Annotated in this window: 14 protein-coding genes; 7 read left to right on the forward strand and 7 right to left on the reverse strand. The window is 65.2% G+C overall.

Annotated features, from left to right (window positions below; all coding sequences use genetic code 11):
* The first annotated feature begins 12 nt into the window (after window positions 1-12).
* The 6 genes from Y703_RS17625 to Y703_RS0103400 all read left to right on the forward strand — a co-directional run bounded on the left by Y703_RS17625 (window position 13) and on the right by Y703_RS0103400 (window position 9,585).
* Window positions 13-4,014 (forward strand): Lhr family helicase, encoded by a 4,002-nt coding sequence (locus tag Y703_RS17625; RefSeq protein ID WP_253907919.1) that lies wholly within the window; start codon window positions 13-15, stop codon window positions 4,012-4,014.
* Window positions 4,007-4,813 carry a DNA-formamidopyrimidine glycosylase family protein gene (locus tag Y703_RS0103380; RefSeq protein ID WP_026551593.1) on the forward strand — a complete coding sequence of 269 codons (807 nt, stop codon included), beginning with the start codon at window positions 4,007-4,009 and terminating at the stop codon, window positions 4,811-4,813. Before Y703_RS17625 ends, Y703_RS0103380 begins: the two co-directional genes overlap by 8 nt.
* Window positions 4,814-4,835: 22 nt before the next feature.
* Complete coding sequence (locus Y703_RS0103385) at window positions 4,836-6,785, forward strand: DUF6541 family protein (RefSeq protein ID WP_026551594.1); 1,950 nt, start codon at window positions 4,836-4,838, stop codon at window positions 6,783-6,785.
* Between the two features lie 44 nt (window positions 6,786-6,829).
* Entirely contained in the window at window positions 6,830-7,738 is a 909-nt protein-coding gene (locus tag Y703_RS0103390) for an RluA family pseudouridine synthase (RefSeq protein WP_026551595.1), read from the forward strand.
* 52 nt (window positions 7,739-7,790) lie between these two features.
* Complete coding sequence (locus tag Y703_RS17630) at window positions 7,791-8,438, forward strand: DedA family protein (protein WP_253907920.1); 648 nt, start codon at window positions 7,791-7,793, stop codon at window positions 8,436-8,438.
* Window positions 8,439-8,664: 226 nt separating this feature from the next.
* A complete protein-coding gene (locus tag Y703_RS0103400; RefSeq protein ID WP_026551596.1) occupies window positions 8,665-9,585 on the forward strand; it encodes a hypothetical protein in 921 nt (306 codons plus the stop codon).
* Here the strand turns inward: Y703_RS0103400 and Y703_RS21340 are convergent.
* From Y703_RS21340 to Y703_RS0103415, 4 genes are all read right to left on the reverse strand, one after another.
* The gene (locus Y703_RS21340) at window positions 9,527-9,832 is read right to left on the reverse strand and encodes a hypothetical protein (RefSeq protein ID WP_081743375.1); all 306 of its coding nucleotides are present in this window, start codon (window positions 9,830-9,832) and stop codon (window positions 9,527-9,529) included. The two genes, Y703_RS0103400 and Y703_RS21340, sit on opposite strands and share 59 nt — an antisense overlap.
* Before the next feature lie 29 nt (window positions 9,833-9,861).
* Window positions 9,862-11,100 carry a DUF2254 domain-containing protein gene (locus Y703_RS0103405; protein WP_051427259.1) on the reverse strand — a complete coding sequence of 413 codons (1,239 nt, stop codon included), beginning with the start codon at window positions 11,098-11,100 and terminating at the stop codon, window positions 9,862-9,864.
* A gap of 162 nt (window positions 11,101-11,262) precedes the next feature.
* Window positions 11,263-12,426, reverse strand: coding sequence for an acyl-CoA dehydrogenase family protein (locus Y703_RS0103410; RefSeq protein WP_026551598.1), 1,164 nt, complete (start codon window positions 12,424-12,426; stop codon window positions 11,263-11,265).
* A 33-nt stretch (window positions 12,427-12,459) separates the two neighbouring features.
* Complete coding sequence (locus tag Y703_RS0103415) at window positions 12,460-13,236, reverse strand: 3-hydroxyacyl-CoA dehydrogenase (RefSeq protein ID WP_026551599.1); 777 nt, start codon at window positions 13,234-13,236, stop codon at window positions 12,460-12,462.
* A 170-nt stretch (window positions 13,237-13,406) separates the two neighbouring features.
* On the opposite strand from Y703_RS0103415, the gene Y703_RS17635 reads away from it, so the two are divergent.
* Entirely contained in the window at window positions 13,407-14,528 is a 1,122-nt protein-coding gene (locus tag Y703_RS17635) for a glycoside hydrolase family 76 protein (RefSeq protein ID WP_051427260.1), read from the forward strand.
* Here Y703_RS17635 and Y703_RS17640 read toward each other — a convergent pair.
* Genes Y703_RS17640 through Y703_RS0103435 form a run of 3 tightly spaced genes read right to left on the reverse strand, consistent with a single transcriptional unit; the run spans window position 14,477 to window position 18,203 of the window.
* Entirely contained in the window at window positions 14,477-15,547 is a 1,071-nt protein-coding gene (locus tag Y703_RS17640; protein WP_173400603.1) for an ABC transporter ATP-binding protein, read from the reverse strand. The two genes, Y703_RS17635 and Y703_RS17640, sit on opposite strands and share 52 nt — an antisense overlap.
* Window positions 15,544-17,127, reverse strand: coding sequence for an ABC transporter permease (locus Y703_RS17645; RefSeq protein ID WP_081743377.1), 1,584 nt, complete (start codon window positions 17,125-17,127; stop codon window positions 15,544-15,546). Before Y703_RS17645 ends, Y703_RS17640 begins: the two co-directional genes overlap by 4 nt.
* A 20-nt stretch (window positions 17,128-17,147) precedes the next feature.
* A complete protein-coding gene (locus Y703_RS0103435) occupies window positions 17,148-18,203 on the reverse strand; it encodes an iron ABC transporter substrate-binding protein (protein WP_026551600.1) in 1,056 nt (351 codons plus the stop codon).
* Between the last annotated feature and the right edge of the window lie 44 nt (window positions 18,204-18,247).

Below are 18,247 nucleotides of genomic sequence, written 5' to 3' on the forward strand. Positions count from 1 at the left end.
GAGGAGATCCAGGTGCGTATCCTGCCGGCGCAGCAGAACGGTGACGACGACTCCTACGGTGCCGAAGCCGTTCCGCAGGGCAGCATTTGGCCGCACGTCGAAGAGAAGATCGTCGACCTGATTCAGGCCAACCGCTCAACGATCGTGTTCGCCAACTCGCGCCGCCTCGCTGAACGCCTCACCGCCCGCCTGAACGAGATCCATTCCGAACGGCTGGAGACAGCCGCGCTGCGAAACTCTCCTGAGATTGACCCACCTCAGGGCCCCCCCGCCCAGCTGATGGGCCAGTCGGGTCAGAGCGACGGCGCGGAGCCACTGCTGGCGCGTGCCCACCATGGGTCAGTATCGAAAGATCAGCGGGCCCTGATCGAGGATGATCTCAAGTCCGGGCGCCTGCGCTGCGTGGTCGCCACCTCGTCGCTGGAGCTCGGAATTGATATGGGGGCTGTTGACCTGGTGGTTCAGGTGGAGTCTCCCTACTCGGTGGCCAGCGGTTTGCAGCGCGTGGGGCGGGCAGGGCACCAGGTGGGCGAGGTGTCCCAGGGTGTGCTCTTCCCCAAGCACCGCGGCGATCTGGTAAACACAGCCGTCACTGTTGAGCGCATGCTCGCCGGGAAGATCGAGCCGCTGTACATTCCCGCCAACCCACTGGACATTCTGGCGCAGCAGACGGTCGCGGCGGCGGCCCTGGGCACCATCGACGTCGAGGAGTGGTTCTACGTCGTCCGCCGCTCGGCACCCTTTGCGAGCCTGCCGCGTTCGGCGTTCGACGCGACCCTTGACCTGTTGGCGGGGCGCTACCCCTCCGACGAGTTCGCGGAGCTGAGGCCGCGGATCATCTGGGACCGGGTGGAAGGCACCATCACCGGGCGGCCCGGGGCCCAGCGCCTGGCCGTCACCTCCGGCGGCACCATCCCCGATCGCGGGCTCTTCGGCGTTTTCCTGGTGGGCTCAGCTGAACCCGGCACCGGAGGCAAACAGGGTGGACGGCGCGTCGGGGAGCTCGACGAGGAGATGGTCTACGAATCCCGGGTTGGCGATGTATTTGCCCTGGGCGCCACCAGCTGGCGGATCGAGGACATCACCCACGACCGGGTGCTCGTCTCCCCCGCGTTCGGCCAACCCGGGCGGCTGCCGTTCTGGAAGGGCGACTCCCTGGGCCGGCCCGTCGAACTGGGCCGCGCTGTCGGCGCATTTGTCCGCGAAACCTCTGCGGCTACCCCCGAGGATGCTCAGGCGCGATGCCAGGCGATTGGCCTGGATGACTGGGCGGCGGGGAACCTGCTGACCTACCTCTCCGAGCAGCGGGCTGCCACCGAGATAGTCCCCAACGATCGCACCCTGGTGGTTGAACGCTTCCATGACGAGCTCGGCGACTGGCGCGTGATCCTGCACAGCCCGTTTGGCATGCCGGTGCATGCACCGTGGGCGCTAGCTGTTGGCGCGCGCCTCGAGCAGCGGTATGGCATGGATGGGTCGGCGATGGCGTCCGACGACGGAATCGTCCTGCGGGTTCCCCTGATGGACGATGAACCCCCCGGGGCTGAGTTGTTTCTCTTCGATGCCGAGGAGCTTGATGGCATTGTCACGACCGAGGTGGGAGGTTCAGCGCTTTTCGCCTCAAGATTCCGTGAATGCGCTGCACGTGCCCTGCTCCTGCCCCGCCAGAACCCCGGGAAGCGCTCTCCACTGTGGCAGCAACGGCAACGCTCGGCGCAGTTGCTCGACGTCGCCCGTAAATACCCGACCTTCCCGATCGTTCTTGAGACAGTCCGCGAGTGCCTGCAGGACGTCTATGACCTGCCCGCCCTGAAGGAGATCGCAGCCAGCATTGAGCGCCGGGAGCTGCGGATCGTCGAGACGACGACGCCTCAGCCGTCACCGTTCGCCCGCTCCATGCTGTTCGGCTATGTGGCGTCGTTCCTCTACGAAGGAGATTCCCCCCTCGCCGAACGGCGAGCAGCCGCCCTCTCGTTGGACCCCACCCTGCTCAACGAACTGCTCGGCCGCGCCGAGCTTCGTGAGCTGCTGGACCCTCAGGTAATCGCCTCGACCGAACGCGAACTGCAGCGGCTGGCACCGGACCGGACCGTCCGCGGCGTCGAGGGTGTGGCGGACTTGCTGCGACTGCTGGGTCCGCTCACCACGCAGGAAGTGGCCGACCGCTTCCAGATGCCTGAGGAGCCAAGCGACATCCCAGCCGTCGACGAGGTGGTTCCGCTTCTCACCCAACTGGTCCAGGCGAACCGGGCGTTGCTGGTCTTCGTGGCAGGAGAAGAACGCTGGTCAGCCGTCGAAGACGCCGCCCGGCTGCGCGACGCACTGGGCGTTCCGCTCCCGATGGGCATCCCGCTGGCCTTCATCGAGCCCGTAGCGGATCCCCTCGGAGACCTGGTGGGACGCTACGCGCGCACGCACGGCCCGTTCACCGCCGTCGAAACGGCCGAGCGGCTGGGGCTTGGGGTAGCGGTGGTGCTGACCTCCCTGCAACGGCTCGCCGCCGACGGCCGGGTGGTGGAGGGCGAGTTCCGCCCTGTTGCTTCCCTTCCTGAAGACTCAGTCGAGGCTCAACGCCATACCGCGGCGCCCAGCGAGTGGTGCGACGTCGAGGTGCTGCGCAGGCTGCGCCGCCGGTCCCTGGCCGCACTCCGGCAGGAGGTAGAACCGGTAGAACCTGCCGCCTACGGCAGGTTCCTTCCGTCCTGGCAGCATGTGGGCTCCACTCTGCGAGGACTTGACGGCGTGGCAACGGTGGTCGATCAGCTGTCGGGGGTACCCATTCCGGCGTCGGCGTGGGAACCGCTCATCCTCGGGTCCCGGGTGGCCAACTACACTCCGGCGATGCTCGATGAACTTACAGCTACCGGTGAGGTGGTGTGGTCCGGAGCGGGTTCGCTGCCGGGTAACGACGGGTGGATCGCTCTGCACCTGGCGGAAAACGCACCATTGACCCTCCGGCCGGACCCGGTATTCGACCCGTCCGCCCTGCAGTTGAATCTGCTGGAACTGCTGGACCGGGGCGGAGCCTACTTCTTCAGGCAGTTGGCCGAGTCGCTGGACTCCGAGGCGCCGCGAAACGACTCCGAGGTGGTCAACGCCCTGTGGGAACTGGTGTGGGCTGGACGGATCGGCAACGACACCTTCACACCGGTGCGCAGCCTGCTCTCAGGCGGCAAGACCGCCCACAAGCAGCGCGCTGCACCACCGCGGGCCCGGTCGTCACGCGTCGGTAGGCTCGGACGCACCCCCGGGGCCTCGTTAACTGGGTCTTCCCTGCGGATCTCGGGTACCGACGACGGCGTACGCGGCTACCAGCGCAGCACCCCTCCGATGGCCGCCGGTCGATGGGCCGTGCTGCCGCAGGTCGAAGCGGAAACCACCGTCCACGCCCATGCCACAGCCGAACTGCTTCTGGACCGGTACGGAGTAGTCACCCGCGGATCGGTGGCCAGCGAAGGCACCCCCGGCGGTTTCGGTCTGCAATACAAGGTCCTGGCCCGGCTCGAAGAAATGGGCAGGTGCCGGCGAGGGTACTTCATTGAGCACCTGGGCGCCGCCCAGTTCGCGGTGCCAGCCACTGTGGACCGCCTGCGCTCGTTCGGCGCCGACGCTCAGCAGGAGCGCCGCCCGGGTGAGGATTCCGGCGTCGTCCGGTTTTCAATTGCCCTAGCCGCTACCGACCCGGCCAACCCCTACGGCGCCGCCCTGGCCTGGCCTGCCTCCGACGGTGGGCACAGACCCGGCCGGAAGGCTGGCGCCATGGTGATCCTGCAGGACGGCCATCTGGCCCTCTATGTGGAACGCGGTGGCAAAACAGTGCTCGCCTTCACTGATGATGCGGCGGCTCTGAATGCAGCAGCCGTTGCGCTGGTAGCTGTAATCCGCAGGGGTGCAGCCGAAAAGATGGCGATCGAAAAGGTTAACGGAGAACCGGTACTGGACTCGGAGGTGGGCCGGGCCCTGACCGCCGCAGGGTTCTACTCCACTCCACGGGGGCTGAGGATTCGTGCCTGAGGGGGATACCGTCTGGCGGGCCGCCCGCGAACTCAATGCCGCCCTGGCTGGCCGGACCCTGACACGCTGCGATATCAGGGTGCCCCGCTTCGCTACTGTAGACCTCACCGGCGAGACGGTGCAGGACGTCGTTGCGCGGGGAAAGCATCTGCTGATCCGGGTGGGCGGCGACGACGGGTGGATCGTTCACTCCCACCTGCTGATGGAGGGGATCTGGCACATTTACGCCACAGGGGCCAAATGGCGGCGACCCGCGTTCAAGGCACGATGCATCCTGGCAACTTCTGACGCGACGGCTGTGGGTTTTGAACTTGGTTTCCTGAAGATCCTTCCCCGGTCCGCCGAGGAGGAGGCGGTGGGTTACCTGGGCCCTGACCTTCTGGGACCCGGTTGGGATCCCGAGGAAGCGCTGCGGCGCCTACTCTCTCAGCCGGACCGGCCAATTGGGCTCGCCTTGCTGGATCAGCGGAACCTTGCGGGGATCGGAAACGTGTATCGGTGTGAGTTGTGTTTCCTCGCCGGAGTGCATCCCCTGACCCCGGTTGCCGGCGTCAGGGACTTGCCGCGAATGGTGGCCCTGGCCAAGAAACTCCTGGAAGCCAACAAGGCACGGTCCACCCGCACCACCACAGGAAATCTGAGGGGTGACACGCTCTGGGTCTATGGCAGGGAGCATCGCGGTTGCCTGCGCTGTGGGACCCGGGTGACGCTGGAGCAGCTCGGGGACAACGAACTCGAATTGCGGGACCTGTACTACTGTCCGTATTGTCAGCCTGCCAGTCCGGCGCCAGCCGAATGAGAACCACTACCCGAGGGGGCCTATGAGTTGGACGGAGACCGTCCCCGCCTTTGTGGTAGCTATCGCGGTGGTGTTCGGTCCTGGTCTGGCCTGGGGCGCAACCCTGGGGTTGCGACGCCTGACCCTGCTGGCTTTGGCTGGACCGTTCAGCGTGAGCGCGGTGGTGATATCGGCCGAGGTAGCCGCGTTCGCCGGCGTCGGATGGTCGCTGTTGCCTGTCCTGGCCGTCACGGTGGTAGTGGCGGGTGCGTTGTGGGCGCTGCGGCGTCGATTCGGACACCTGATCCATGGCAAACCGATCAAGGACGAGCCCCTGGCCCGCTGGCGGCCAGTTCTTCTCGCCTGGGCTGTCGCCGCCGTCCCAGTGGCGGCGGTAATGTTCTGGATGTTCGGCGTTCCCGAGAACATCGCGCAGTCCCACGACAACATCTTTCACCTCAACGCCCTGCGCTACATCATCGAGACTTCCAACTCATCCTCACTGACTCTCGGGTATCTCGGAACCCGTGAGGGTACGTTCTATCCGGCCGGCTGGCACGCTGTCGTCTCGCTCGTCATCGCCACAGCCGGCATTCCCCTCACTGCAGCAATCAATGTGACCAACCTGGTGCTGATCACCGGAATCTGGAGCGTCGGCTGCCTTTTTCTTGTCAGCCGACTCACCGGCGAGCGCACGCTGCCCCTCCTGGTCGCGGGCGTCCTTTCCACCGCCTCCAGCTCGTTTCCCTACCTGCTGCTGGAATTTGGGGTGGTCTACCCGTTCATGCTGTCCATCGCGATCCTCCCAGCGGCCCTGGGGCTCGCGATTCAGCTGGTCGGGGCGGGCACTGATGTGCCGCTGAGGCGTTTCGGCAGCGTCCTTCTGTTGGCGGGACTCCTGCCCGGGCTGTTGCTCGCGCACCCGTCGTCGCTGCTCGGGCTGCTCGCCCTGGCCGCACCGGCCGTGATCGCTGTGGCGTACACCCGGTTCCGGGCTACCAGCGGCCGGCGACGGCTGGCTGCCGCGTCCAGCGCCGGCGCCTTCCTGGTACTTTCGGCAGTGCTCTGGATGACCGTCCGACCTGCACTGAGCAGCGCCGACAACTGGGCGCAAATGGGCGACGCCGGTGGCGCGATCCTAGGGGTGGTCTTCCACGGCCCCCTTGGCCGCCCCGTAGCTCTCTTACTCACTGTGCTCACCGCTGTGGGTGCCGCAGTTGTCCTGTACTTGCGCAGCCACCGGTGGGTGATCGCAATGTATCTTGTGGCGGGCACCCTGTTTGTGGTTGGCAGCTGGCAGGAGGTGCCAACCCTGCGGTGGGTCGTTGCGGGCCCCTGGTACAACGACTATTTCCGGATCAGCGCCATGCTGGCCCCAGCGGTCATGCTCGTGGCAAGTATCGGTGGCGTTGCGCTGGCGGGTTCGCTGCTCAAGGGGTTGCAGAATGCCCGTGCACTGCGTGGCACCCCCGAGCCTGCCTGGTTCCTGCCGTCTGCAGGGGCGGTACTCGTGGTGATCTCTCTGGCGGTGGCCCCATTGTTTGCCGTGCAGCGCGGGGTCAGCGAGGCTGCTTTCCACTACCGTTACACCGCTGACTCGCGGCTCCTGACCTCAGACGAGCTTCAGTTGCTGGAGCGCCTCCCGGATCACGTGCCACCGGATGAGGTGGTAGCGGGCGATCCTCTGACTGGTACCTCACTCTCCTATGCCTTCGCTGGCAGGGAGGCGTTGCTGCCGCACGGTACCAACCCGCCGACGGCGGAGGCCAGGCTGATCTTCAGTGAGCTGGACACCATGGTGCGGAATCCGGCTGTCTGTGACGCGGTGCGGAGCACCAATACGGCCTTTGTGCTCGACTTCGGAACCGCTTCGGTCCACGGCGGCGAGGCTCGGGTGTTCGCCGGCTTGGACGACCTCTCGCCAGAAGCAGGCTTTGAGCTGGTGGACCGGGAAGGCGATGCGTCACTGTACCGGATTGTGGGCTGCGGCTAGCCTCCAGTGTGCCGGCCAACTGGGACGCGTACCCTTGATAGGTGATGCAATCCCCCCTTCCCGTCCGCAACGGCGTTAACGCCACCCGGCTGCGCCTGCCCTCCGAGGGCCCCTGGGGGACAGCGCTCGACTACATTCTGGACCGCTGGAACCATGTCGATCCTGAAGGCATCGCCGCCCGCTTCGACAGGGGCGAGGTGGTGGCGCTGAACGGTGACCAGCTCACCCGGAGCACCCCGCTCACCGCTCATACCTTTGTCTGGTATTACCGGGAGTTGCCGATCGAGGAACGTCTCCCCGTCGAGGTCAGCATCCTTCACCAGGACGATCATCTTCTAGTGGTGGACAAACCCCATTTCCTGCCCACAACTCCGGGCGGCCGCTATGTGGCCGAGTCTGCGTTGGTCCGGCTGCGTGTTCAGCTGGATCTGCCGGACTTGATCCCCATGCATCGTCTGGATCGGTTGACAGCTGGGATTCTTCTGTTCTCCACTAACCCTGCCACCCGGGGAAACTACCAGCTTCTGTTCGAGAACCGCCTGATCTCCAAGGAGTACGAGGCGGCCGCCCCGGTGAACCACAGCCTGGACCTGATGGACCATCCCCGCGTGGTCCGCAGCCGAATCGTCAAGAGCCGCACCTATCTGCTCGCCCAGGAGATGGAGGGGGAACCCAACACGGAAACCCTGGTGAGCCTGGTGGAGGAACGACTGGGCCGCGGCCGCTACCGGCTGATCCCCCACACCGGCAAGACCCATCAGTTGCGGCTGCACATGGCAGGGCTGGGGCTGGGGATTATCAATGACCCGTTTTACCCAGTGCTGCATGCCCAGGCGCCGGACGACTACAGCAAGCCGCTCCAGTTGCTGGCGAAAAGCATCGCGTTCACCGACCCGCTCAGCGACCTCCCCCGCCGTTTTGACAGTCAGTTGCAGCTGCAGGACTTTCCCTAGCAGGTTCCCCACCCCTAGACCGCACCCCGTTGGGCCCCTGTAGATTGGAGCGGTGGACCTTACCGATTTCGGAGCATGGTCGCCGCTGTTCCATCCCCTGACCTTCCTCGTCGTCGTCATTGACGTGTTCATTCCTGCGGTGCCGTCCGAATTCCTGGTGATCGCGTCCGGCACCATGGCCTCCGAGGGGACACTGCTTCTGCCAGTGGCGCTGCTGACGGCGAGCCTGGGGAGTTGGCTGGGCGACATCATTTTGTACCTGCTGTTCCGCAACCGATTGACGTCATGGTTGGACAAGTACAGGTGGGGGCGCTTTATCCACCGAAGTATCCGAACTGCTGTAACTAAGGCAGGGAAGTCGCCCACCTACGCGGGACTCATCGCCCTGCGGTTCCTTCCGGCAGGGCGAACGGCAGGTGTCGCTGCGGCCGGCATCGCCAACCTTCCGCTCCGCCCCTTCCTGGCGTCCGCCGCCGTCGGCGGCATCCTCTGGGGCTCCTGGCTCGTCATGCTGGGCTACATCACCGACGTGACCACTGGGTTCCCGTTGTGGGTCAGTGCCCTGTTGGGAATGGGTGTGGGTACGCTGGTGGGACTTGTAATTGCTGCATTCCTCGCGCTCAAGCAACACCGGAAGGCTAAAACTACCGATGAGCACCCCGACGCCGCCCACCCCCCGGCTGCCGAACGAACCGACTAGTTCGCCGGCTGTCGCATCGGAATCCCTAGGGCACAACCCGCCATCAGACGGTGGGGCCCATCAGTCGCCCTCGCCCGTGCTGGAGCGGCTTCGGGCCGGTCGACCCAACGGTGGTGCGTCCAAGGGAACGACGCCGGACGACAGTACTGCAGCTACCGTGCGGCCCTCAGCATCCGAGACCAGTCGGCCAGTGACCCCCGCTGCAGCGCCAGGAAGCGCAGCGAGGGTGGCCACAGGTCGGGCCGGGGAGACGGGTTCAGCAATTCTCAGGGGTGTCCGTTCCTGGGACCCCGATCTGGTCCGGCGGATTGTGGTGACAGTGGTCGTGATCGGTGCGACCCTGGGTACTGTCAACGCCGCCGGCGCCTTCGGCGGACAAGATATCCGGGAGACCCCAATCGGGACCTTCGATCCCGGCGCCACTTTGCTCTCCGTCGCCGCCCCCGCGCCGTACCTGTGGCCGGTGATCGGCGTCGGTTTGCTTGCGTACACGACCCACCAGTGGTTGCCGTCCCAGCGGCGCAGCCCCCGGCATCGCGGGCTTGGCTGGATAGTTGTGGCCGCCCTGCTCGTGACACTGGGGTGGGTTCTAGCCGTCCAGCAGGCCATGCCGACGGCGAGCCTGGCGATGATCGGGGTGCTGGTGGTCCTGCTGCTGGGATCCCTCCGGTGGCTCAACCACTACCCAGCGCAGACCAGAACGGAAGGCCGTCTCGTGGATGCGCCGCTCGGATTGTTTCTGGGTTGGGCCGGGGTCACCTTCGCCGTTCACACGGCAGCGGTCCTGACCGTCCGCGACGTCGACTGGCTGGGATGGGGCGCTCAACGATGGGCTCTCATCGCGGTGGTGCTGCTCACCCTGGCCGCGATGGCCGTGTGCATGACCGATCGGGGGCGGATTGCCGTCGCCGTCGCGGTCGTCTGGGGATTGGCCTGCATGGTGCCCGAGCGCCTCATCGGTGACCTGCAGTCGAACCCGGTGGCGTTCGCTGCCGGGCTGGGAGCGTTTGTCCTCATCATCTCTGCTGGATCGAGGCGGCATCGGGTGGACCATGCTTATCGCCGAGAGCTACGGGCACGTCAGATGGCTACAGTCGCTCCCATCGATTTCCACGACGACGGAGAACCCGCAGAGACCCGACTGTAGCCACCCGCTCAACCGCGTGCCGCATATTCATCGCAGCGCTGATAGCGTGCCGGGCACCTGTCTCGCCATCGGTTTCCTCGACCAGGAACCGGAGGGTGATCCGCGGGACCCCCGCCACCACATCGAGCTGCTTTGCCTCCACCAGGTGCGCTGAGCTGAGCGCCGCTTCGGCGGCATCCATGACGGCCTCAGGAGGATGCCCTGGAAGCAATCCAGTGATGTCGAGTTGTGCGCGGAAAGAGGGCATCCCACCAGTCTGCCATCGCCGTCCTGTCCTCAGCCGCGTTCTTCGTGCGGGGCAGTAACGAGGTCATCGGCCGAGCCAATCCCCGATACATCGGGGACAACCGCCGCTTTCGCGTCCGCTGTGGAGGATGCAACGTCGCGAGCGCTGGAATCGAGCGACTCCAGCTGGTACTCCAGCGGCTGGAGCCTCTCGGCGGGGGCGACCGCCATCAGGTCATCAAGTGCCAACCTCAACCGTCTGGTCACCTGCGGCGATCCGGACCCCGCCAAACGAACTTCGTCGAAACCGAGCCGCACGTACCCTTCCCAGAGCATGGTGGGCATCGTCAACCTGAGGACGCCGGCGTCGTCGTCGTGGTGCCCCGAATGCAGTGGACGGCGGCAGATTTGGCGGAGGATGTCGTGAATCCGGTCGATAGCCTGGACTGCTGTGGTGGGATCTTCGAATGGCCCCGATGACAGGGAACGAATAGCAATGTCTACCAACATCCTGATGCCATAGGCTACGTCCTGGTTCATGGTGCGTTCGGGGCCGATGGCTACGGCCTTGACGACGTCGGATTCTGAGAGCCCGCCCGGGTTGCCCACGATCCGGAATAGAGCTGAACCGGTCGGAATGTAATCTCCGACTGCCCAGAGCAGCTCCAAGCGGCAGCCAGCGCGCTCGGCGAGGACGACGAGTCTCCGATGGTCAACGGCAAACATCACCCCGGACTTGGGCGCAACGACCAGCTCCGAACCGAGATCAGGGGCAGGACCGGGGTCGGGATAGACGTGGTTCAAAGTCTTCATGGTGTCGTTGGCAACCCATCCCACCAGGGCAGCGACGCGCAGAGATTGCCCGATGTGGTTCAGGTACCACACCAGGGTGCCGATGCAGCTCAAGACCAGGACCATGGCCGTAACAACCGCCAATCCCGGCACAGTCCCGCCGTCGGTGGTGGTCTGAACTGAACGCATAGACAGCATGGAGTGCGCGAACGTCCCAGCGAACAAACCGATAGCGGACTGGCTCGGCCGGTCCTGGAGAATTTGACGAACAATGCGCGGCGAAAAGACTCCCATGGCAAGCTGGACCACTACAACCACCAGCGACAGCACCAGGCCAGTAAGGGTCAACATAGCGAAGGAAATCAGGTAGAGAATCTGCAGGGCCGCGTTGGCGTCCCCGCTCACGCTTTGCGGGATCAGCGTTCCATCATCGATCGACGTAGTGATGAGGGAGGTCGCTACGCCACCGAGAATGAAGAGAACCGGTATGACCCACAAGCTCGTTTTGAGGTAATGCCCTATCCGGAAACGTTTGATTGGGGCCTCCTCTCAGCCAGCGGGCGACATCTGGAACCCGCAGGTAAAAGCACGCTGCTCCGATCTCGACGGTAACCTAGAATATACCGCTCCATTACGGGAGAGAGAGAACGCCTCAACTGATCAGTTGATCGCTGACAGCCCGGTGATGGCTCGTCCGACAATGAGGGTGTTGATCTCATAAGAGCCTTCGTAGGTGTAGACGGCTTCCGCATCGGCGAAGATCTTCGCCATCCGGAAATCGGTGGTGATCCCGTTGCCGCCGAGCATGCCACGGCCCAGCGCGACGGTTTCGCGCATTCGGGCAGTGGTGTATGCCTTGGCGAGTGCCGCCTGGGGCATGTCCCCTCCGCCGCCTTCCTGCAGCTGAGCCATCCTTGCCATCATGCCCAGGCTCGCTGTCGTATTGCCGAGCATGCGCACCAGTTGCTCCTGCACCAACTGGAATCCCCCGATGGGGCGGCCAAACTGGTGGCGTTCCACTGCGTACTGGCGGGCGACATCAAACGCGGCCAGCTGCTGGCCAACGGCCTGCCACCCGACGAGGATCCGTGACCCGCGCAGCAACCGGCGCGTATCGGCGAAGGTATTGATACCGGCGAACCGGTCCGACTCGGGGACGCGGACATGGTCGAGCACAATGTCCGCGTTCTGAACTGTGCGCAACGCGATCTTGTTTTCGATCCTGGTCCGGGTTACTCCCGGCAGGGTCGCGTCGAGGATGAAGCCCCTGATGCTCCCATCGGCGGTGTCTCTCGCCCACAACAGCATGTAGTCGCAGAAGGTCCCGTTGCCAATCCAGCGTTTGGCGCCGTTCAGGATCCAGCTGTCGCCGTCGCGCGTTGCGGTGGTGGACAGACCGCCAGCCACGTCGGAACCGTGCAGTGGCTCAGTGAGCGCGAACGCCCCAGTGATCCGTAGATCCATGGCGTCCTGCAGCAGCCGTGCCTTTTGGTCTTCGGATCCGAACTCATGCAGCGCTTCGACAAAGAGATCGTGGTGGACCATGAAGAACGTGGCAAGTGAAGTGTCGGCGCGGGTCATTTCAGCGATGACCATGCCGCCAAACAGGTAGCTATACCCCTGCTGGACCGGAGTGCTCAGGTTCAGGGCGGCGAGTTTGGGCAGCACCTCGATAGGGAATTCGGCCCGGTTCCACCATTCCCCGGCCGACGGCGCCACCTCCTTGTCGAGGAAATCGCGGACGTCGTCGAGCTTGGCCCGCTCAACGGGGCTGAGAAGGGATTCAAAGCCCATGAAATCGGCGGAGGGGAGGGTGCTCTCCATTGAGCTGTTCCTTTCTGATGCTGCTGTTGGCAGCTATTTCGGTGCCATCCGGATGGCACCGTCGAGGCGGATCGTTTCGCCGTTGAGCATCTGGTTGTGCACAATGTGGGAGACCAGCGCGGCGTACTCGTGGGGCTTGCCGAGCCGGGAGGGATGAGGGACCTGGGCGCCCAGAGAATCCTGCGCCTCCTGGGGTAGTCCGGCCATCATGGGGGTTTCGAAGATTCCGGGAGCTATAGTCACCACCCTGATCAGCGAGCGGGCCAGTTCGCGCGCAATCGGCAGGGTCATGGCTGCGACCGCACCCTTGGAAGCGGAGTAGGCCGGCTGCCCAATCTGACCATCAAACGCCGCGACGGAGGCGGTGTTGACAATGACCCCCCGCTCGGCTGAGCCGTCGGCGGGGCTGACCGGATCGGTTGCCGCCATGGCCGCGGCGGAGAGCCGAATCACGTTGAAGGTGCCGATCAGATTGATATTGATGACCCTGGCAAACTGTTCCAGCGGGAGCACGCCATCCCGGCCAAGCACCTTGCCGGGGGTGGCGACCCCCGCACAGTTGACCACGATGCGCAGCGGGCCCAGCGCAGCCGCGACATCGACGGCGGCCTGCATCTGAGCAGGGTCGGTGACGTCAGCTGGAGCGAACACGGCGCGATCACCGAGCGCAGCTGCGAACTCGGCGCCCGCCGACTGCGGCAGATCAACGAGGACTACTGTCGCACCCTCGCCGTGGAGTTTCGTGGCGGTAGCCTGTCCCAAACCCGAGGCGCCCCCGGTGATCAGGGCAACAGTGTTGGTGATATCCATGGTGTCTCCTTCAGCTGGCCGGGGTTGGGCGATCTGTCGACAATGTGAGCTCAGGCGGGACCTGATGCCAACCAAACACTACTGTGACGCAGCCCATACTGCATCCGGGCGACTGTTCAGTTGGCAGATTGCTCAATCCCAGCCACGGGTTCTCCGGCTAGGGTGGATTTATGCTCACTTCGCGCCAGGAACACCCGATCCGTCGGGCAGCTTCGAGGGCGGGGGCCGCCGCGGACTCGGTCCAGTCCCGATTCGGCCATCGACTGTTCGGGCTCCCGGGGACCCACCTTGGCGCTGTGCATAACCCCCGCGAGCGCATCGGCTCGCCCTGGCACTACTGGTGGCAAGCCCATTATCTTGACGCGCTGATTGACGCTGCGCTGCGGGAATCGGATGAGCGTGAATCCAGGCGGCTGGCCATGACCGCCCGGCGCTTACTGCGCGGGATCCATCTGCGCAACGGACTGCGCTGGACCAACTCCTACTACGACGACATGGCATGGCTGGCCCTGGCAACCGATCGGCTGACCCTGCTGGGACTGGGTGGCAGCCGCGCGATTCCGCCACTGGAACGGGCCCTCCGCTCCGCGCATACGCCGGAGGCCGGTGGCGGGCTGTACTGGAATATGGGCCGGGACTTCAAGAACACCCCCGCCACAGCACCTGCGGCCCTGCTCTTCGCCCGGCGGGGCGACCCAGCCCAGGCACAGCAGCTGCTGGACTGGCTGCGTCAGCGACTGCGGAATTCGCACACCGGGCTGCTTCAAGACGGTATTCGGCTCGATAAGGGGCGAGAGACGCTAGTACCAGACGTGTACACCTATAACCAGGGTCCGATCCTCGGCGCCCTGCTGGAAATGGGTGGACCACGGCACCTCGTTGATGCTGCCAGCCTGATCACCGCCGTCGACGAGCACCTGGCACGTGACGGGGTGCTGACAACCCATGGGTCCGGCGACGGCGGCCTGTTCACCGGAATTCTTGCCCGGTACCTGGCCCTCGCAGCGCTCACGCCTGCGCTCCCGGCCACCGTTCAGCGCACAGCCGCGACCCTGGTGACCACCACCGCCGAGGCACTGTGGGCCGGGCGAATCGAGGCGCCACCCGCTGGGCGGGGCGGCCGTCGTCGTTCTCACCGGACCGGCCAGCTGGCGTTCGCCGCCGGAACCGGCGACGACGCACTCACCGACGGGGCCGAACTGTCCACGCAGCTGCAGGCGTGGATGATCCTGGAAGCCGCCTACCGCGTGGACACCGGCGCAATCGGCGACGACGCTGAACCGTCGGAGTAGGCGAGCGCCCGGTGTCTGATACCCAGCGAAACCTGGTCCCCCCTGCTGGGCAGATCGGGTGCGGCGACTCGGGCACGCACCGTTGTTCCGGACGGCAGTTCCACACCGACGAGGGCGTCATGGCCAGCGTAGGCCACCGAGGTAACTGTCCCGTCGGTTCCGCCAGCCCGCACACTCAGCCACTCCGGGCGAAGCATCACGCAGACCGGTGAGCCGTCCTGCGGTTCGCTACCATCGGCCATCTCGGCCTCCACCAGCCCAAGTGCGCATTGCACCTGCCCGCCGGAAAAGTAGCCGTTCAGTTCCACCGTGTCTCCAACAAATGCCGCCACCCACCGACTGACCGGCCGCTCATACACTTCGCGGGGTGTTCCCCACTGGAGGATAGCGCCGTTCCGCATCACCGCAACGTAGTCGGCGAGGGACAGCGCCTCCTCCTGATCGTGGGTGACCAGGAGGCTGGTGTTGCTCTGCCCACGCAGGAGTTCAGCGACTTCCCGCCGCAGGGTTGAGCGCAACTGAGGATCAAGCGCGGCGAACGGCTCGTCGAGGAGGATCAGGTCCGGCCGTGGCGCAAGCGAGCGGGCCAGTGCCACCCGCTGGGCCTGCCCGCCGGAGAGCTGGGAGGGTGCGCGGTCAATCAACTCTTCGAGGCCCACCATTTCCGCGAGGTCGGAAATCCGTGCCGGCCGGTCAGCGTTCCGTTTCAATCCGAACCCGATGTTCTCCCCGACCGACAGGTGAGGAAACAGCGACGCGTCCTGGGGCACCCACCCGACACCCCGTTTCTCGGGAGCGATCTGGACGGTGGGCGAGGAGAGGAGCTTCTCCCCCACGCTGATGGTGCCGCCGGCCGCCGGGAGTAACCCGGCGATGGCGCGCAGCAAAGTGGTCTTGCCGCACCCGCTCGGACCCAGCACAGCGGTCAGGGACCCCCGGGGAATCTCCAGGTGGACGCCCTCGAGCACCGTCGTACCCCCATAGGCAACCCTCAGCTCGTCAATGACCACCCAGCTCACAATTCCTCCTTCGCGACGCCTCGGAAACCGGAGAGCACCACCGCCGGGACGGCGGCGAGCAACACCAGAGTCGCCGCGTAGGGTGCGGCAGCCCCGAACTCGAACACTGTGGTTCTTGACCACAGCTCAGTCGCGAGGGTGGCCGTGCCGGTGGGGCGCAGCAGCAGCGTCGCAGGTAATTCTTTCATGACTGAGATGGCGACCAGTAGCGCGCTGACGCCGATGCCGGGGAGGGCAAGGCGGGCAGTGACCCGCCACCATGATTGCAGGGGGGACAGGCCCAGCATTCGTGAGACGTCAACCAGGTTCCCGGGTACCGCCGCGATACCGCTGCGCATGGTGCCGATCGCCTTGGGCATGAACAGGACTGCATATCCGAAGATCAGCACCACTACGGTCTGGTACAGGGCCGGGACAACAGCCAGCGCGAAAAACACCAGCGCCAGGCCTACCACGATGCCTGGTAGCGCATGCCCCAGGAACCCGACGGCCTCTATCGCTGCGACCAGCCGTCCCCGGTAGCGTGCTGCCAACACTGCTATTGGCAGGGCCAGCACCACGGCGGCGAGCGCGCCAGCAACGGCGAGGCCCAGTGTCGCTCCAATCGCCTCGGCAAGTCGGACGCCGTCGATCTCACGCAGCGTCTCCGCGTCGAGGAGGCGGCTGGTGAGCCCACCCACGGGAACGACAACGCTGATCAGCGGGGCGCTGAGCACCAGGGCCAGCGTGGGACCAAGCCACCGTCCGGGCGAGATCAAGGGTATTCTGCCGCGGCTGGCTCCCGGACCGGTCTGACCGCGAAAGCGCTTCTCCCCGGCCACCACTGTGAGCGCCAGGACCACGAGCATCAGCGCCAGCAGCGCGGCCTGGTTACGGTCGAAACTCGCGCCGTAGGCCGAATTGATGCCCCAGGTAAGTGTTTGATACCGCAACATGGACACCAGCCCGAAGTCGGACAGCGTGTAGAGGGCCACGAGGAGGGCTCCAGCTGCGGCGGCAGGCCTGACCCGAGGCCACGTTGCCGCGCGGAAGGCCCCCCACGGCCCGCGGTCCAGGGTGCGGGCCACAGCCTCAAGGTCTCCTGACGCGCCACGCAGAGCTGCGGCAACCGGCAAGGTGACATACGGGGTGCAGACCGCCGTCATGATCAACCAACTCGCAAGGAATCCATCGAGGGCCGGCAGCCAAACCAGCCAGCCGTACGCGGCGAGGTAGGACGGGACCGCAAGCGGCAGCGCGGAAATCAGCAACATGGCCCGCGGGGCCGGGATGCGGACCCGGGTCAAAACCCAGGCGGATGCAGTTCCCAGTACCAGACAAGTGCCAGTGACTGCTGCCGCCAGCAGCACTGAGTTCACGGCGAGCTGCAGCACCCTCGCGCGCAGGAGGGTGTCAACCAGTTCGGCAAACCCGGCGTCGAACGTCCGCACGAGAAGATAGACCAACGGGATGGCCGCCGCCGAGGCGCACACCACTGACACCGCCACCAGCCAGACAGGGGGCCTGCCCCCAGGGACCGCTGGCGCGCGAACTGAACGCGGCAGCGCATCGCTGGCACGTTCAGTTCGGGCGAGGGTCATTCGGGTGTCACCGGCTCCTTCTAGATCAGGCCATACTTGGTGAGCAGTTCCTGGGTCGCCTCAAGGGACTCCAGGTCGGAGAGATCAAGATCCGGGTTGACCAGAGAGTCGAGAGCGGGCAGGCCCTCGGGAGCTTCGATGCCCTCGGCGAGGGGGTATTCGAACGTTTCCTCAACGAAGTACTGCTGGGCGTCGGCCGAGACCAGGAACTCGACAAATTTCAGGGCGTCGGCATCCTGCGCCGCATTGGAGAGAATCCCTGCCCCCGTCACATTGACAATGGAGCCTGGGTCGCCAGCTTCGGGGTAGGAGAGCTGGGCACGCATGTTGTCCTCGCCAGCCTCTGCGGCCTGTCTGAACCAGTAGTAGTGGTTGATCAGCCCGGTCTCGACGACGCCGTCGTTCACAGCGGTCAGGACAGCACCGTTGTTCTCGAAGATCTGGGGGTCATTGGCGGCGAATGCTGCCACCCATTCATCGGCTGCTTCTTCGCCCTTCAGCACCCGGTAGGCGGTAATGAAGGCCTGGAAGCTGGCGTTCGATGGAGCAAATCCCACCCGTGAGGACCACTGCGGTTCGGTGAGCTCATCCACCGATACGGGGACCTCATCGGCAGTCAGCTCTTCGCCGTCGTACACGAGGACGCGGGCACGCCCGGTGACACCTACCCAGCTGTCATCGGTGGAGGTGAACCCATCAGGAACCGTGGCGGCGAGGTCTTCGGGGAGAGTGGTGAACAGGCCAGCGCTGCTGAGCGCACCGAGCGCTCCTGCGTCCTGGGAAAGGAAGACCTGGGCGGGAGTCTGCTCGCCTTCTTCGAGTAACAGCGCACCAAGCTCGGCCGTATTGCCGTACCGCACGTCTACCTTAATCCCACTGCTTTCCTCGAACATGTCGATGAGCGGCTGGACCAACGCTTCGTCTCGGCCGGAGTAGAGGGTGAACGCGTTATCCGCCTCCAGTTCCGCGGCCGGCGCAGAACCGTCCTGCTCCGCTGCTGGCTCAGTTGTGGTCCCGCAGCCCATGAGAGCGAGGATCGTGGCACCGGCTGCTAGGGCGGCAAATCTACTAGTCATGTGTGATATCTCCGAGTAAGTTCCGAAAGTTGGTAAGGATAACC

This window comes from Arthrobacter sp. H20, assembly GCF_000520515.1.
Taxonomy (GTDB): Bacteria; Actinomycetota; Actinomycetes; order Actinomycetales; family Micrococcaceae; genus Arthrobacter_D.

Excerpts from the sequence above, each read along its gene's own strand:
- Y703_RS0103435 (WP_026551600.1), bottom strand. The coding sequence starts at position 18,203 with ATGACTAGTAGATTTGCCGCCCTAGCAGCCGGTGCCACGATCCTCGCT.
- Y703_RS0103385 (WP_026551594.1), top strand. The coding sequence starts at position 4,836 with ATGAGTTGGACGGAGACCGTCCCCGCCTTTGTGGTAGCTATCGCGGTG.
- Y703_RS17645 (WP_081743377.1), bottom strand. The coding sequence starts at position 17,127 with ATGACCCTCGCCCGAACTGAACGTGCCAGCGATGCGCTGCCGCGTTCA.
- Y703_RS0103390 (WP_026551595.1), top strand. The coding sequence starts at position 6,830 with ATGCAATCCCCCCTTCCCGTCCGCAACGGCGTTAACGCCACCCGGCTG.
- Y703_RS0103410 (WP_026551598.1), bottom strand. The coding sequence starts at position 12,426 with ATGGAGAGCACCCTCCCCTCCGCCGATTTCATGGGCTTTGAATCCCTT.
- Y703_RS21340 (WP_081743375.1), bottom strand. The coding sequence starts at position 9,832 with ATGCCCTCTTTCCGCGCACAACTCGACATCACTGGATTGCTTCCAGGG.
- Y703_RS0103415 (WP_026551599.1), bottom strand. The coding sequence starts at position 13,236 with ATGGATATCACCAACACTGTTGCCCTGATCACCGGGGGCGCCTCGGGT.
- Y703_RS17635 (WP_051427260.1), top strand. The coding sequence starts at position 13,407 with ATGCTCACTTCGCGCCAGGAACACCCGATCCGTCGGGCAGCTTCGAGG.